At 65.3% G+C, this 14,485-nt stretch carries 13 protein-coding genes, 1 tRNA gene and 1 pseudogene; 10 read left to right on the top strand and 5 right to left on the bottom strand.

Going from position 1 to position 14,485, the window contains the following annotated elements; genetic code table 11:
- Positions 1 to 3: 3 nt before the first annotated feature.
- Positions 4 to 582 carry a DJ-1/PfpI family protein gene (locus AQ619_RS10580; protein WP_062147078.1) on the top strand — a complete coding sequence of 193 codons (579 nt, stop codon included), beginning with the start codon at positions 4 to 6 and terminating at the stop codon, positions 580 to 582.
- A gap of 49 nt (positions 583 to 631) precedes the next feature.
- Here AQ619_RS10580 and AQ619_RS10575 read toward each other — a convergent pair whose 3' ends face one another.
- Both AQ619_RS10575 and AQ619_RS10570 read right to left on the bottom strand, forming a co-directional pair.
- Positions 632 to 1,129 carry a GlcG/HbpS family heme-binding protein gene (locus tag AQ619_RS10575; RefSeq protein ID WP_062151562.1) on the bottom strand — a complete coding sequence of 166 codons (498 nt, stop codon included), beginning with the start codon at positions 1,127 to 1,129 and terminating at the stop codon, positions 632 to 634.
- Between the two features lie 35 nt (positions 1,130 to 1,164).
- Positions 1,165 to 4,962 carry a LamG domain-containing protein gene (locus tag AQ619_RS10570; protein ID WP_236849451.1) on the bottom strand — a complete coding sequence of 1,266 codons (3,798 nt, stop codon included), beginning with the start codon at positions 4,960 to 4,962 and terminating at the stop codon, positions 1,165 to 1,167.
- Positions 4,963 to 5,118: 156 nt separating this feature from the next.
- Between AQ619_RS10570 and AQ619_RS10565 the strand changes: the two genes are divergently transcribed.
- The 3 genes from AQ619_RS10565 to AQ619_RS10555 all read left to right on the top strand — a co-directional run bounded on the left by AQ619_RS10565 (position 5,119) and on the right by AQ619_RS10555 (position 8,053).
- Positions 5,119 to 7,113: an acetyl-CoA carboxylase biotin carboxylase subunit gene (locus tag AQ619_RS10565; protein WP_062147076.1), complete on the top strand. Its 1,995-nt coding sequence runs from the start codon at positions 5,119 to 5,121 to the stop codon at positions 7,111 to 7,113.
- A gap of 102 nt (positions 7,114 to 7,215) precedes the next feature.
- Entirely contained in the window at positions 7,216 to 7,620 is a 405-nt protein-coding gene (locus tag AQ619_RS10560) for a DUF805 domain-containing protein (protein ID WP_062147074.1), read from the top strand.
- A 43-nt stretch (positions 7,621 to 7,663) separates the two neighbouring features.
- Positions 7,664 to 8,053, top strand: coding sequence for a DUF805 domain-containing protein (locus tag AQ619_RS10555; protein WP_062147072.1), 390 nt, complete (start codon positions 7,664 to 7,666; stop codon positions 8,051 to 8,053).
- Here the strand turns inward: AQ619_RS10555 and lipB are convergent.
- Entirely contained in the window at positions 8,050 to 8,775 is a 726-nt protein-coding gene (gene lipB, locus AQ619_RS10550) for a lipoyl(octanoyl) transferase LipB (RefSeq protein ID WP_062147070.1), read from the bottom strand. The two genes, AQ619_RS10555 and lipB, sit on opposite strands and share 4 nt — an antisense overlap.
- Before the next feature lie 70 nt (positions 8,776 to 8,845).
- Between lipB and AQ619_RS10545 the strand changes: the two genes are divergently transcribed.
- The 6 genes from AQ619_RS10545 (at position 8,846) to AQ619_RS10520 (ending at position 13,924) form a co-directional block, all read left to right on the top strand.
- Positions 8,846 to 9,097, top strand: coding sequence for a FliM/FliN family flagellar motor switch protein (locus AQ619_RS10545; protein ID WP_007670373.1), 252 nt, complete (start codon positions 8,846 to 8,848; stop codon positions 9,095 to 9,097).
- Positions 9,098 to 9,135: 38 nt separating this feature from the next.
- Positions 9,136 to 9,531: a hypothetical protein gene (locus AQ619_RS10540; RefSeq protein WP_062147068.1), complete on the top strand. Its 396-nt coding sequence runs from the start codon at positions 9,136 to 9,138 to the stop codon at positions 9,529 to 9,531.
- 90 nt (positions 9,532 to 9,621) lie between these two features.
- Positions 9,622 to 9,708 (top strand) — tRNA-Leu (locus AQ619_RS10535).
- Positions 9,709 to 9,862: 154 nt separating this feature from the next.
- The gene (mgtE, locus tag AQ619_RS10530) at positions 9,863 to 11,317 is read left to right on the top strand and encodes a magnesium transporter (protein WP_062147066.1); all 1,455 of its coding nucleotides are present in this window, start codon (positions 9,863 to 9,865) and stop codon (positions 11,315 to 11,317) included.
- A gap of 103 nt (positions 11,318 to 11,420) precedes the next feature.
- On the top strand, positions 11,421 to 12,692 hold the full coding sequence (spmX, locus tag AQ619_RS10525) for a lysozyme-family localization factor SpmX (RefSeq protein WP_062147064.1): 1,272 nt from the start codon (positions 11,421 to 11,423) through the stop codon (positions 12,690 to 12,692).
- Positions 12,693 to 12,769: 77 nt separating this feature from the next.
- Positions 12,770 to 13,924 carry an isovaleryl-CoA dehydrogenase gene (locus AQ619_RS10520; RefSeq protein ID WP_084746237.1) on the top strand — a complete coding sequence of 385 codons (1,155 nt, stop codon included), beginning with the start codon at positions 12,770 to 12,772 and terminating at the stop codon, positions 13,922 to 13,924.
- A gap of 103 nt (positions 13,925 to 14,027) precedes the next feature.
- On the opposite strand, the pseudogene AQ619_RS19080 reads toward AQ619_RS10520, so the two are convergent.
- Both AQ619_RS19080 and AQ619_RS19075 read right to left on the bottom strand, forming a co-directional pair.
- Positions 14,028 to 14,113, bottom strand: a pseudogene (locus tag AQ619_RS19080) (hypothetical protein).
- 94 nt (positions 14,114 to 14,207) lie between these two features.
- Entirely contained in the window at positions 14,208 to 14,375 is a 168-nt protein-coding gene (locus AQ619_RS19075) for a hypothetical protein (RefSeq protein ID WP_166504210.1), read from the bottom strand.
- Positions 14,376 to 14,485: the final 110 nt, after the last annotated feature.

The raw sequence follows: 14,485 nt of genomic DNA, 5'->3' as shown, positions 1-14,485 counted from the left end.
CCGATGACTGTTGCCGTCGCATTTCTGCAACCGGGCTGGGCCGATTGGGAGGCTGGGCCGGTCCTGGCGCTTCTGCGTGAGCATCTGGGCGTCCAGATCGAGGTCGCCACGCCGGATGGCGAGCCCCAGACCTCAATCGGCGGCCTGCTGGCTGCCGCGGACTACAGGTTCGATGATCCGGTCCTGTCTGATGCCGACGTCTTCCTGCTGATCGGTTCGGAAGCCTGGACAGGCTTTGACGATGAGGCGGTGTTTGGGCTGCTGCGGCAGGCCGTCGCCGACGGCAAGATCGTCGGCGCGATCTGCGCGGGCACCGTCGCCGCGGCCCGAGCGAGGCTTTTTGACGGTCGCGACCATACCTCCAATGGCAAGGACTGGCTGGGGGAGCAGGCTCCCGGCTATGGGGGCGGCACCCGGTACGTCGATCAGGCCAGGGCCGTGACCTCCGGCAGGATCGTGAGTGCCGCCGGTATCGCGCCGGTCAGCTTCGCGGCCGGAATCGCGCGCCTGATCGCACCGGAGTCCGAAGCGCTGATCAGCGGCTACGAGGCCATGTTCGCCAGGGAGTTCGCTCCGGCCTGACGACCCGTGGAAAGGCGGGGTGTTGCCGACCCCGCCCTTCCGGAGTCGTCTATTTGGCCAGGGCCGCCGCGCCGGCACGGGCCACCACGCCGTCCTGGGCACCCGTTCCGCCCGACGCGCCGATGGCACCAATGATGCGGTTGTCGACAATCAGCAGTTCGCCGCCCTCGATGGCCAGGGCCCCGGTGAAGATGGCGTTCAGCGTCCCGCCCTTGACCGCGTCCTGGAAAAAGAGCGTCGGTCGACGGAAGTTGGCGGCGGTTTCGGCCTTGCGACGCGCCACATCGTTTGAACCGTACTGCGTGCCGTCCATCTTTTCACTCACCACCAGCGCGCCATTGGGCTCGACCACGGTGATGACCATGAACCAGCCGTTCTTGACGGCTTCGGCCTGGGCGGCGGCGACGGCGATCTTGGCCTCGGCCAGGGTCACCGAGCGGCCGTAGGGCGGATAGACGGGCGGTGCCGAGGGCGGCGTGGCGGTCTGCGCCATGGCGGGAGAGACAAGGGCCACGGCCAGGGCAGCGGCAAGAGCAGTGGATTTCATGGCTTCGGATTCCTCGGGCGGCTGGATCGGGTCAGTCATGGCACGCCAACCTCGTCATTGAGGCTCGTGATCTGGGGCTGGTCGGTGACAAGGCGCAGGCGCAGGCCTGACGGCTTCAGGGCGGCAGGCGCGGTCAGGGTCACGCGCCCCACCTTCGGCTTGAGGTCCGCGGGGGCCTTGAGCGCCGGCGTCGGCGTTGAGGCGATGACCTGGCCGGCGGCATCGATCAGATCAAGCCGGGCCGCCAGGGCGTCCTTGGCCCCCAGGCTGTGGATCGCGACGCTGACCCTGGAGTCCTTGACAGTGACATCGCCACGCCCCACGCCCAGATCGGCGCGCCCTGCCGGGTCATCGCCCGGCGTTTTCAGGGCCATCTCGATGACGCTGGTCTGGCCGGGTGGCAGGGTCAGGCGAACCGTCCGCGTTCGTTCGAACGTCAGGTCACGCGTCTCGGCTGTGCCATCGAGGGCATCATCGCCATTGGTGTCGAGGCCCTGCCGCAGGGTCCACTGACCGGGGGCAATCCCCCAGCCGGTCATGTCGGCCTGTACCGGCTTGCCGGTCAGGTTATGGGCCAGAACCTTGAAGCGCCCGGGCGTCGCGTCCTGGATCAGGATCGCCACGTCTTCGCCGCGGGTCTCGCCGTCGAAGCGCCAGCTGACCAGGTGACCCGGATAGAGCAGGTTGCGCTTCAGGGCGGTCCCGCCGAGGCGCGAGCGCTGCAGCAGGTCACTGGGCAGCTCGACGCGATCCGACCACCAGTGGCCTTCCGTCAGCATCGCCATGTGCTGGCTGTTCCACTTGATCTCATCGGCATAGAGCCGCTCGAGATGGGCCTTGTCCCCGGTTATTTGCCAGGCGGCGAAGCGCTCGAAATCACCCCCGGTCTCGGCGCGCCGGGTCAGGGTCTCGCCCCACGCGGCGCGTTTGTCGAGCGCGTCCAGGACATTCTCGTTCAGGTCCGCGACCGATCGCGGGCCATTCTTGTCGACGCGCCAGAAAATGGGCTTGAGATACCGGGCGTCGCCGGTGAAGCGATAGGCCGCCCAGAAGATCTGCATCGGCGAACCGGCACCCGAGCCCTGCAGCATGGTGCCGCCGCGTTCGGCATCGCTGCGCCAGTTGATCTCATTGGGATAGCTGCCGTCCTTGGCCTGATGGGCCAGATAGCCGTCGGCAAGACCGATGATCATGGCCCGCGACTGCGGATCGCCATTATAGGTCCCCAGCAGGATGGCGGGGTGCAGGATCAGGTAGGAATAGGGCTTGGACCATTCCCAGGGGCCTTCGCGATAAATGGTCTTGCCGCCAAACCAGTTGGAATTGAAATGCAGGTGGCCGGCCGGGTTGGTCTCCACCACCCGCTGCAGGCCACGAACGGTGGTCATCATCCGCTCGACGGCCAGCGGGTCGCCGTAGTTCAGGTACAGGGATTCAGCATCTGAATTGATGCCTTCCTCATAGACGTGAAGCTCGTCGGTGGTGATGGTCGGCAGGCCATCGGTGAACATGCCGTTGCGATGGGCGGCGTCCGCAAGACAGTTCAGGGAACTTCGGATCTTGTCAGGCTCGACACCCATCAGGGCGAGGCCCGGCCACTGCTGTGTCAGGTCGGTATCGTCGGAAATCCCGCCCCCGAAGTCGCCATATTCAGACTGACGCTCGTCGATCCACCAGTTGACGAACTGACTGACCCGTTTCAGGTCCTGCGACTGGCGGAAGGCCCAGAGTGGCGTGCCTTCCGGGGCCCTGGGTTGCTCGAAGCTCGGCCAGCCCTGGCTGCCATAGGTGATGTCGCCCCAGTATTCGCGGCCCTGCTGGTGATCAGGATCGACCCGCAGCAGGTCGGACATGTCGGCATCCAGGCGGCGGTAGAGGCCCTGACGCTTGGAGGTGGTGTGCTCCTCGACCAGGAAGGCCCAGTTGTCCTTCATCTGGTTGAAGCGGTCGGCGACGTGTTCGGCCTTGGCCAGATTGCGATCCTTGAAGACCAGCCGGATCTTCGTTCCGTCCAGCGCCTGGGGGCCGAACGCGTCGCTGGCGGAGGCCAGGGTCAGATAGAGACTGTCGGCGGTCAGGATGCGGTCGCGCAGGTCCAGCCAGACGGTGCGGGCCTCGCCCGGCTTCACCGAAACGCTGACGTCGATCATGTTGCGGCCGGGCCAGATCGGATCCTTGATCTGAATGTTCAGCGGCACGAGTTCGCCGTCTGAGGTGGCGATGTTGAGCGCCGGAATGTCGATGGCGATACCGTCGAGGCCGTCGCGCACATTTTCCCAGCCATAGGCCCAGTTGCGGGCAAGCGGCAGATTGGCCGGCGCGTCGCCGAAATTCGACGGGATCAGCACGTGCACAATCGGCAGGCCTGCGACCGGGCCCTTGGCTGTGCTTCGTTTGCGGCTGGGGGCCCCTTCAGGCAGGGCCACCACGGTGGCGCGCTCCGCAACCGGATGGCGGCCGGCAATGTAGCGCTTGAGATCCGCCAGGTTCAGATAGTCGGGCTCTGCATCGGCGCGAACCGTGTAGCTCATCTTGAAGGCACCGGCCGGCTCGAGGCCCTCCGACACATTATAGGCCCAGAGCTCCTGGATCGGGGTTTCCTGGGCCGTATTGGTGAAGCTGATCACGCCACCCTTCAAGGCGGTGGCCAGGGTGGTGACGGTGCGGCCCTGGTTCCTGTCGCGGCGGCCCAGCGTCGTTGTCTCGCCGCCGCCTGCGGGCGTCCAGGTCAGCTCGCCATAGGCCGGGCCCTGGATCTCGAGGCGGTTGATGAGCTCGTCGGGCAGGGACAGCTTCAGCGTCTTGCCGCCCTCGACATAGACGTTCCAGTCCGGCAGCTGGAAGTAGTCGTTGCGGCCTTCCAGACGCGAGCGGTTATAGACACCGGGCCAGGTGGTTTCAGGAATCCCGTCATTGGCCCGCCACATCCACTGCTTGATGTCCTTGGCGTCGGTGAACTCGACCTTGCGGATGCGCGTCGAGGGCGCGGCCAGATAGGGCGGCAGGTCCTTCTCGCGGTTCCAGCCATAACGCAGGCGCCAGGCCGCGCGCGTCGCCGGATCGCTGAGCAGGGCGACCGGGGCCGGCGTTTCGGTCGGCGCGTTCCGGGCCAGGGCAGCGATATTGGCCGCCTCCAGCGGGCGGTCATAGACGCGGAGCTCATCCAGGTCTCCGCCGCGCAGGAAGTTGTAGCGGCTTTGGACCTGGTGCGGCGCGATCACCCGCGCCGCGACGCCGAACTGGTCCAGGCCGGCATCATAGATCGCCTTGCGATCGCGGCGCGCGGCCGGCTTGCCGTCGACAAACAGCTGAACGCCGGTGGTTTCATCCCAGGTGAAGGCCAGATGGGTCCAGGCGTCAGCCTTCGGGGCCTTGTCCAGCTTGAACGAGACGCGGGTGCGCGCCAGACCGTTGTCGGTGACGAAGGCGTCAAAGCCCGCGCCGTTCCAGTCGATCCGCAGGAAGGCCATGTCCCAGCTGCTGTGGTCGGCGAAACCGACCCGGAAGATCACGAACGGGGCCTGGCCGACCGGGTAGCCCGAGCGCCAGAAGAAGGCGAGGGACCCGCGCTGGGCCTGAATATTGCCGGGCGCGTTCCAGGCGACGACTCCGTCGTCCTCGGCATGAAAGCCCTTGCCGAACGCGCCGTCGGCGATCGGCGTCACCTTGTCGCTGAAATTGGGGATGGCGTCGCCGGCGGCCGTATCAGCGACCAGTCCCTGGTCGCCCGACAGATGGAATAGCAGGGCCGGCTGCTCTTTGGAGGCGGCCGTGGCCGTGCCGGCCAGGAGGAGGGCACCGCCCATCCAGCCCAGAATCATTGCCTTGATCACGGCTGCTTCTCCCCTAACCAGACGTCGTGGGCCTTGTTTTTGGAAACCGGTGTCATGCCCTGTCCCCGGTGTACCGCCGTAGGGGCAAGGTTGCAAACAGGCGCGGGCCTGATAACCGGTGTCCAACAAGACAATAAGCTTGCAGGGGGCCACACCATGTTCAGCAAGATCCTGATCGCCAACCGGGGCGAAATCGCCGTTCGCGTCATCAAGACGTGTCGCCGGCTGGGGATTGCGACCGTGGTGGTCTATTCCGATGCGGACGCAGGCAGCCTCGCCGTCGAGATGGCCGACGAGTCGGTTCACATCGGCCCGTCGCCAGCCAACCAGTCCTACCTGGTGGCTGACAAGATCATCGACGCCTGTCGGCAGACCGGGGCCCAGGCCGTGCACCCGGGCTTTGGCTTCCTGTCGGAGAATGCCGGCTTCGCCCAGCGCTGCGCCGATGAGGGCATCGTGTTCATCGGTCCCAATCCCGGCGCGATCAGCGCCATGGGCGACAAGATCGAGAGCAAGAAGTTCGCCCAGGCCGCCGGGGTCTCCTGCGTGCCGGGCCATATCGGCGAGATCGACGACACCGCCCACGCGATCAGGATTTCCGAGCAGATCGGATATCCGGTGATGATCAAGGCCTCGGCCGGCGGTGGCGGCAAGGGCATCCGGGTGGCCTGGACGCAGCAGGACGTCGAGGAGGGCTTCCCGGCCGTCCGCGCCGAGGCCAAGGCCAGCTTTGGCGACGACCGGATCTTCATCGAGAAGTTCATCGTCAGCCCGCGCCATATCGAGATCCAGGTGCTGGGCGACAAGCACGGCAACGTGGTCCACCTGTTCGAGCGCGAATGCTCGATCCAGCGCCGCAACCAGAAGGTCATCGAGGAGGCGCCGAGCCCGCTGCTCGACGAGGCCACCCGCAACGCCATGGGGGCCCAGGCCGTGGCCCTGGCCAAGGCCGTCAACTATGACAGCGCCGGTACGGTCGAGTTCGTGGCCGGCCAGGACAAGAGCTTCTTCTTCCTGGAGATGAACACCCGCCTGCAGGTCGAACACCCGGTCACCGAGCTGATCACGGGCCTGGATCTGGTCGAGCAGATGATCCGCAGCGCCTGGGGTGAGAAACTGGCCTTCGAACAGAAGGACCTGAAGATCAACGGCTGGGCCATCGAGAGCCGGATCTATGCCGAGGATCCCTACCGCAAGTTCCTGCCCAGCATCGGCCGTCTGGTCCGCTACGCCCCTCCGGAGGAGGGACAGCGGGAAGGCTATAAGGTTCGCAATGACGCCGGGGTGCGCGAGGGCGACGAGATCTCGATGTTCTACGACCCGATGATCTCCAAGCTCTGCACCTGGGCGCCGACGCGGATCGCCGCAGTCGACGGCATGGGCCGGGCCCTGGAGGACTTCCACATCGAGGGTCTTGGCCAGAACATCCCGTTCCTGAATGCCGTCATGGACCAGGAGCGGTTCCGCTCGGGCCAGCTGTCGACCAACTACATCAAGGACGAGTTCCCGGATGGCTTTGCCGGCACCGAGCCGACCCCGGCCCAGATCGACATCCTCACCGCCGTCGGCGCGGCCATGCAGCGGGTCTATGCCGCCCGGGCCCGGACCAATGTCGCGGGCCTCAATGGCACCGTGCGTGACGAGTGGGTGGTGGCTGTCGGCCACGCCAAGCGTCGCGTGAAGCTGTCAGGCGACGAGGATCTGACCGTCGACCTGCTCGACGAGGGCCGCGCCCTGATCCTGAGCGACATCGACTGGCGTCCCGGCAAGCCCGTGTTCCGCGGCGTGCTGGGTGGTGCCGCCTTCACCGTTCAGGTCGCGCCGGCGGCCGAGGGCTTCACCATCCGCCACCGCGCCGCCAAGGCGCGAGTGCTGGTTCTGACCCCGCGTTCCGCCGAGCTGCATGACATGCTGCCCGAGAAACAGGCCGCCGACACCTCCAAGCTGGTGCTGTCGCCGATGCCGGGCCTGGTAGTCTCGATGGACGTCGCCGCCGGCCAGCAGGTCCGCGAGGGCGAGGTGGTCTGCGTGCTTGAGGCCATGAAGATGCAGAACATCATCCGTGCCGAGCGCGACGGCGTGGTCAAGGCCGTCAACGCCAAGGGCGGTGACCCGGTCGCGGCCGATGAGGTGCTTGTCGAGTTCGCCTAGGGCAGCGGAAGACATTTCGCCGCCCCTGTGGCCGTTCGACGACTTCCACTGGCCCTGCCGTCGGCCTAGGTTCGGCTTCGAGAGTCGCTGGAGCTTGCAAGCATGAACGGTCAGAGTGAATGGGCGGAGCTGTTCCTGTCGTCGAACGGCAGGCTGTCGCGCACACCGTTCCTGATCGCTGCGGCCGTGCTGATCGGCTTCACCGTGATCTATGAGGCCATCGCCGGCTATACCCTGCACTGGCTGACCGGCTGGCTGGTCTATCCGGCCCTGCTGTTTTCAGGAGCCTGCGTGCTGTCCAAGCGCCTGCACGACCGTGGTCGGTCGGGGTGGTTCGCCGCCCTGATCCTGGTGGCTGTCGTGGCCGTGTGGCCGCAGCCCGAGCACTTCCTCGACTTCGTGTTCTCGATCGCCATCCTTTGGGCCATTGTCGAGCTGGGCGTCATGGGCAGCGAGCAGGGGGCCAATCGTTATGGCCCCAATCCCTTGAAGGCGATTTCGATCTAAGGTTCAGTCCTGCAGTCTTTCGCCGAAAAAGGTGAGGTCAGGCATGATCCGGCGGTGGTTTGATGCGCGTGGCGCGGTGGAGCGGGAACGCTTCCTGATGGACACCACTGTGACCTGGCTAATCGGCAACCTGGGTTTCCTGGCCTATTTCCTGGCGAAGGCCCCGGTCTACAGCTTTGCCGCCTTTGGCCGCATGATCGATCATCGCCCCGAGGCCCTCGCCGCAATGGGGCCGCCTCTCGCCGCCGTGGCCTTGGCCTTGTGGCTAGCGCAGGTGTGGGCTATGGCGGCGCTGTCGTCGAAGCGTCTGCATGACATGGGGCATGCGGGCTGGTGGGCCGGGCTTTCGCTCATTCCCGGCGTTCAGATCCTGTTCTGGATAGCGCTCTGTTCTTGGCCCTCAAAGGATTCTGCCGGCGTTCGCGCAGCCTAGACCGGCGCGTCCGCGTCCTCCACCGCCCCGAACATCCGCTGGAAGCTGGCCTTCAGGGCCGCGTCGGCCTCGTCCAGGGTCACCGGCAAGCCCAGATCGACCAGGCTGGTGACGCCGTGCTCGGTCTGGCCGCAGGGCACGATGCCCGAGAAATGGCCAAGGTCGGGTTCCACATTCAGGCTGATGCCGTGAAAGCTGACCCATTTGCGCAGCTTGACGCCGATGGCGGCGATCTTGTCCTCGCGTGACCAGCCCGGCCCCTTGCGCTCGACCCAGACCCCGACCCGGCCCTCGCGCATCTCGCCGACCACATTGAAGCTGGCCAGGGCGTCGATGATCCAGGCCTCCAGAGCCTCGACAAAGGCCCGGACGTCGCGGCCGCGCCGGGTCATGTCCAGCATCACATAGGCCACCCTCTGGCCGGGGCCATGATAGGTGTACTGGCCGCCGCGCCCGCTCTCGAAGACCGGGAAGCGGTCGGGTTCGATCAGGTCGGAGCCCTTGGCCGAAATGCCGGCGGTATAGAGCGGCGGATGCTCCAGCAGCCAGACCAGTTCGCCCGCCGTGCCCTCGGCAATGGCGGCGGCACGCGCTTCCATGGCGGCAACGGCTGCCGGGTAGGGGACGTAACCGGTCGAAACCGCCCACCCCACGGGCGCGCCGTCGCTGCGTCCCAGGCGCGGGTTTCCTTTATTTTCAAGGCTTAACGGGCGATCAAGCATACGGCCCTATTCTTGCAATCTCGATGGCGCGACCAGTCTGGTCGAGAGTCGATTTCAGGGGCCTTAGTTCGTGAGCCAGGTCAACGCCGTCAATGTCGAGATCTCCGTTCTTTTGGGGCGCTCGATCCTCCCCATGCAGCAGCTGCTGCGCATGGGCCGCGGCGCGGTGATCCCGCTGGACGCCAAGACCAATGACGAGGTCTGGATCCTGGCCAACAATCACCCGATCGCTCGCGGCGAGATCCAGATCAGCGACGATCGCATCGCCATCCAGGTCACGCGCGCCGCTGATGTCTATGACTACATGGCCGGCGGCGTTTAGGTCTAGCCATTCGCACTAGGGTTGTGGCTAGCTAGGCCATGATCCGAGTGCTTGGCATCGCCATTTTTCTGACGGTACTGCCGGTCACTGCTTGGTCCGGCAAGGCCAGTCGTTCCGGATTCTATGACAATCTCCGATACATAGAAGAGGCTGACGACTACGTCGGTGCACGCCTTGATGTGCGCGACGGTCCCAATCCGACAGTTGAGTTCGAGCTCTGCGAGGGCTGGTGCAATGGGGCTGAGGTTTTCCCGGCCACGATCCTGGGCGACCAGATTCATTTCACGTATCTGTCTCGTTGGACCGACCAAGCTGGCACTGCTGGGGCAAACGCAATCCCCGTCTCGGGGCGTTTTGTGAGGCGCGGCGTGATGTTGAAAGTTGGCGATGCGCCGCCGGAACTACTTCGCATACGGCGTGCGAAAGCCCACTGAGCTAGGTCGAGCCTTCGCACAGACAAGAGAGTCGCAACTCAGCCCTTTCCAAACCAGATTCAGTTTGCTACCAGCCGCCCCTCACCACGTGCGGTCGTGGCGGAATTGGTAGACGCGCAGCGTTGAGGTCGCTGTGCCCGAAAGGGCGTGGAAGTTCGAGTCTTCTCGACCGCACCAGGTGAAACTGACTAGAGCGCGCTTGGCGAAATCGGTTTCCGACTCGCCGGGCGCGCTCTAATCGTTTTCAGGCCTGACTTTCCCTGGGGAAGCGGGCCAGCCAACCTTCGGAACACGCCAGCGACGCCAAGCCCTTTGAGCTCAGGAGGCCCCCATGACCCGGGACATCGCCGAACTGACCGACGACGCGCTGGACAAGGCTCTGCTCTCCCAGGCCGCCCTTCCCGAGGACCTTGAAGACCTCGCCCTCGGCGATGACTACGCGCTCAATCCCGAATATGTCGAGATGGTGATCGACGCCGCCGATAGCGGCAATACCGAGCGCCTGCGCGAGCTGGTCGGGGCTCTGGAGCCCGCCGACGTCGCCGACCTGATGGGCTTTCTGTCCTCGGCCTATCGCGAAGAGGTCATTCCGCTCCTCGATCCCGAGGCGCTGGGCGAGATCATCTCGGAGATGGACGAGAATCTTCGCGAGGAGATCCTTGAGGCCACGCCCTCGGTGACCCTGGCCCGCGCGCTGGAAGAACTCGACACCGACGACGCCGCCGACGTCATCGACGATCTGGACGACACCAAGCGCTACCAGGTGCTGGCCGCCATGGGCGAGATCGATCGCGCCGCGATCGAGACCACCCTGTCCTATGAGGACGAGACCGCCGGCCGCCTGATGCAGCGCGAGTTCCTGGCGGCGCCCGAGTTCTGGACCGCCGGCCACACCATCGACCACGTGCGCGAGGCCGGCGACTCCCTGCCCGAGCTGTTCTTCGACGTCTATGTGGTAGATCCGACCTACAAGCCCGTCGGCGCCATTCCGATCAGTCTGTTGCTGCGCAGCCGCCGCGAGACGCGGCTGGCCGACCTGATGGAGGCGGTGACCGAAATCCAGGTCGAGATGGACCAGGAAGAGGTCGCCTATATCTTCGACAAGTATCACTTGATCAGCGCCCCGGTCGTCGACTCGGGCGGCCGGCTGGTGGGGCAGATCACGGTCGACGACATCGTCGAGGTCATCCGCGAAGAGGCCGAGGCGGATATCCTCGCCCTGGCCGGCGTGTCTGACGCCGGTCGCGACGCGACCGTGATCGACATCGTTCGCGCGCGCCTGCCGTGGCTGCTGCTGAACCTGGTCACCGCGAGCATCGCCGTCAGCGGCGTTGCGGTGTTCCAGGATCAGATCGCCCAGCTGGTGGCCCTGGCCATCCTGATGCCCATCGTCTCGTCCCTGGGCGGCAATGCAGGCACCCAGAGTCTGGCCGTGGCCGTGCGCGCCCTGGCCAGCAAGGAGCTGACCACAGCCAACGCCCGCCGCATCGTGCTGCGCGAGGTTTCCGTGGGGTTGGTCAATGGCCTGTGTCTTGCCCTGGTGATGGGCGGGGCCACCTATCTGGTCTTCGGCCCGGAGGATCAGCACGGCAAGCTGGCGATCATCGTGGGTCTGGCCCTGGTGACCAACATCTTCACCGCCGCCGTCGGCGGCATTCTGGCGCCTCTGGCCCTGGAGAAGATGGGCCGGGACCCTGCGGTCTCGTCATCGATCTTCGTGACCTTCCTGACCGATTTTACGGGCTTCTTCGCGGTTCTGCTGATCGCTGCCCTGCTGCTGAACTAGAAAAATCAGCTCCCCCGTCACGGGAACGGGCAAAGCGGCGCCTATCTTGCCGGGAGAGAGACGAACGCACCTGCGTCTGTCTCAAACTGGGTCATTCTCCGCGATGAAACCGCGTCATCAGGTCTCCCGCGCCGCCGTCGATCTCATCAAGAGATTCGAAGGCTACCGGATGAAAGCCGCTCAGCTCCCGGACGGGCGCTGGACCATCGGTTACGGCCATACCCTGACCGCCCGCGGCGGGGCGAGCGTCACGGAACAGGACGCCGAGGCCCTGCTGCTCTACGACCTGATTGCGGTCGCCCATGCGGTCAATGAACAGACCTATACGCCGTTGAACCAGAACCAGTTCGATGCGCTGGTCTGCTTCGCCTTCAATATCGGTCTGGACAATTTCATCCGCTCCGGGGTTTTGCGCCGGATCAATGAGGGCTCGCTGCTGCAGGCCGCCTGCGCCATGGAGATGTGGCGCAAGGCCGACTTCGAAGGCGAACGGATCGTCATCGACGCCCTGGTCCGCCGTCGCTCGGCGGAAAAGGCCCTGTTCCTGACGCCTGCGGATGGCGTCTGGGTTGCGGCACCCAGCCCGATCCTGCGGCCCAAGGTCGACTACGATGCCAGCTGCGCCGTGCCCAAACAGACTCCGGCCACCGTGATGGCCCGGTTCGAAGGCGATCGCGCCACCATCGAGCGCGAGGAAGGGCCTGCCCCGATCCTGGTCGCCCCCGCGGACGAGGCTCCTTCGGCCAGCGAGCAGGCTGCTGCAGCCGTCGGCGCGCGTCTTGAGGCCATCCTGCCGGATACGCCGGCCCCGGCCCCGGTCGTTGTGGCTCCTTTAGCCTCGCGGGACGACCTGGTTCTGCCGGAGCCGCCGGTGCCGGCTGCCGCCGTGCCAGCGGCCGTCCTCTATGAGGACTTCGAGGAGACCGTCAGCGCCCCGTTCCGCCTGACCCCGGAGCCGGTGGCTCCCGTCACGCCGACGCCGGTCGTCGAGGTGGTCGAAACCCCGGCCCCGCGTCCCTTCGTGGTCGAGCCCACCCTGTTCGAAACCGCAACCCGAACCTCGCCTTCGGTCTTCAATCTCGATGGTTTCTCGACCAGTGAGGACGTGACCCTGAGCGCCATGGACGTGCCGTTCACCGAACCGGAAGCCCCGCGCTTCGGCAATCTGAGCCTGCTGGTCAGCCTCGGCGTGCTGGGCCTGGCCATGTTCGGCGGCGGTGTGCTGTGGATCCTGACCGTGGCCTCGGGGCCGGGCTTCTCGCAGATCAAGATGTTCGGTTACGGCGCCAGCATGGTGGGGGCCATCTGCTTTGTCGTCTCGGCCTATCTGCTGCTGCGCAAGCTGGGTGGACCCGAAGAGGGCGACGAGGACTGATCCCGGCTGAAAAGCCGATGAGCATGAACGCCCGCAGGTCTCGTTGATCTGCGGGCGTTTGTGCTATGGGGTGGCGCATGATGACAAATTCCGCACCCTCGATGGACTTCGCGCTGGGCGAAACGGCCGACGCGATCCGTGACACCACTGCCCGGTTCGCGGCCGACAAGATCGCGCCGATCGCCGCTCAGATCGATGAGACCAACAGCTTTCCGCGCGAGCTCTGGGTGCCCATGGGTGACCTTGGCCTGCACGGCATCACGGTCGAGGAGGAGTTCGGCGGCCTGGGCCTCGGCTATCTGGAACATGTGGTCGCCATGGAGGAGATCTCCCGCGCCTCAGCCTCGGTCGGCCTGTCCTATGGGGCCCACTCCAATCTCTGCGTGAATCAGATCCGCCGTTGGGCGACGCCCGAGCAAAAGACCCGCTACCTGCCCAAGCTGATCAGCGGTGAACATGTCGGCTCCCTGGCCATGAGCGAGGTCGGATCGGGCTCGGACGTGGTGTCCATGAAGCTGCGGGCCGAGCTCAAGGGCGACCACTATGTGCTCAACGGCACGAAATTCTGGATCACCAACGCCCCGCATGCCGACACCCTGGTGGTCTATGCCAAGACCAGTGATCGCGGCATCACGGCCTTCCTGATCGAGAAGGGCATGAAGGGTTTCAGCGTCAGCAAGAAGCTCGACAAGATGGGCATGCGCGGATCGGATACCGCCGAGCTGGTCTTTGAAGACTGCGAAGTCCCGGTAGAGAACGTCATGGGCCCGGTCGGCGGTGGCGTCGGCGTTCTGATGAGCGGGCTGGACTATGAGCGCGCCGTACTGGCGGCGGGTCCGCTTGGCCTGATGCAGGCCTGTATCGACGTCGTCCTGCCCTATGTCCGCGAACGCAAGCAGTTCGGCCAGGCCATTGGCTCATTCCAGCTGATGCAGGGCAAGGTGGCGGACATGTATGTCGCCCTGAACTCGGCCAGGGCCTATGTCTATGCCGTGGCCCGGGCCTGCGATGCGGGCAAGACCACCCGTTTCGACGCCGCCGGCGCGATCCTGCTGGCCTCGGAGAATGCCGTGAAGACCTGTCTGGAGGCCATTCAGGCCCTGGGCGGTGCCGGCTATACGCGGGAATGGCCGGTCGAGCGCTTCCTGCGCGACGCCAAGCTGTATGACATCGGCGCCGGCACCAACGAGATCCGGCGTTTCCTGATCGGCCGCGAACTGGTCGGCAACTGACCTTCGCGCCATGAAAAAGGGCCGTTCCGGTCGCCCGGAACGGCCCTCCATCGTCGTGGCCGCGGTGCGCGGCGTGACTGAAACCTGGAGCGATTCAACGCCTCTAGGCGGATACCTCTATCTTCAGGCTCCAGGTCACGATGCGCGACCTCGGTTGGAGACAATGAGACACTGGTCACCTCCTTTCAGTTGTTGAACAACACAAGCAGAGTATGGGCGCGAAATTCCGGGCAAGGAAAGCGGATATTTCAGCTACGGCCATTTGCCGCAGAGCGATCGGGGATCAGGCGAGCAGCATCTTCAGGGTCATGATGACCACGGCCCAGAACAGCACGGTCGCGGCGATCATCATGGGCCGGGGAAAATCAAGCCTTTGAGCCGGTGGCGGCATCAATCCCACCGCATCCTTGCGGTGATCAACGACCATAGTGCGCTTGGCCGGTCGAGGCATGGCTCCATGTCCTTCCCTAAGGTCTCACTGCCGGAGACCTGAATTAGATATAGTGTGAATCGCGCATTAACAAAGATGTTAACGAGTGCTGTGCTGTCTCCGGCGCGCGC

The organism is Caulobacter henricii, from assembly GCF_001414055.1.
Taxonomy (GTDB): Bacteria; Pseudomonadota; Alphaproteobacteria; order Caulobacterales; family Caulobacteraceae; genus Caulobacter; species Caulobacter henricii.
Note: the sequence above shows the minus strand (reverse complement) of the source record. Positions and strands in the feature narration are given on the sequence as shown.

What these genes read in the sequence shown, in the direction of transcription:
- AQ619_RS10540 (WP_062147068.1), top strand. Translation starts at nt 9,136, where the DNA reads ATGATCCGAGTGCTTGGCATCGCCATTTTTCTGACGGTACTGCCGGTC.
- spmX (WP_062147064.1), top strand. Translation starts at nt 11,421, where the DNA reads ATGAAACCGCGTCATCAGGTCTCCCGCGCCGCCGTCGATCTCATCAAG.
- lipB (WP_062147070.1), bottom strand. Translation starts at nt 8,775, where the DNA reads ATGCTTGATCGCCCGTTAAGCCTTGAAAATAAAGGAAACCCGCGCCTG.
- AQ619_RS10580 (WP_062147078.1), top strand. Translation starts at nt 4, where the DNA reads ATGACTGTTGCCGTCGCATTTCTGCAACCGGGCTGGGCCGATTGGGAG.
- AQ619_RS10555 (WP_062147072.1), top strand. Translation starts at nt 7,664, where the DNA reads ATGATCCGGCGGTGGTTTGATGCGCGTGGCGCGGTGGAGCGGGAACGC.
- AQ619_RS10560 (WP_062147074.1), top strand. Translation starts at nt 7,216, where the DNA reads ATGAACGGTCAGAGTGAATGGGCGGAGCTGTTCCTGTCGTCGAACGGC.
- AQ619_RS10575 (WP_062151562.1), bottom strand. Translation starts at nt 1,129, where the DNA reads ATGAAATCCACTGCTCTTGCCGCTGCCCTGGCCGTGGCCCTTGTCTCT.
- AQ619_RS10520 (WP_084746237.1), top strand. Translation starts at nt 12,770, where the DNA reads ATGATGACAAATTCCGCACCCTCGATGGACTTCGCGCTGGGCGAAACG.
- AQ619_RS10565 (WP_062147076.1), top strand. Translation starts at nt 5,119, where the DNA reads ATGTTCAGCAAGATCCTGATCGCCAACCGGGGCGAAATCGCCGTTCGC.
- AQ619_RS19075 (WP_166504210.1), bottom strand. Translation starts at nt 14,375, where the DNA reads ATGCCTCGACCGGCCAAGCGCACTATGGTCGTTGATCACCGCAAGGAT.
- mgtE (WP_062147066.1), top strand. Translation starts at nt 9,863, where the DNA reads ATGACCCGGGACATCGCCGAACTGACCGACGACGCGCTGGACAAGGCT.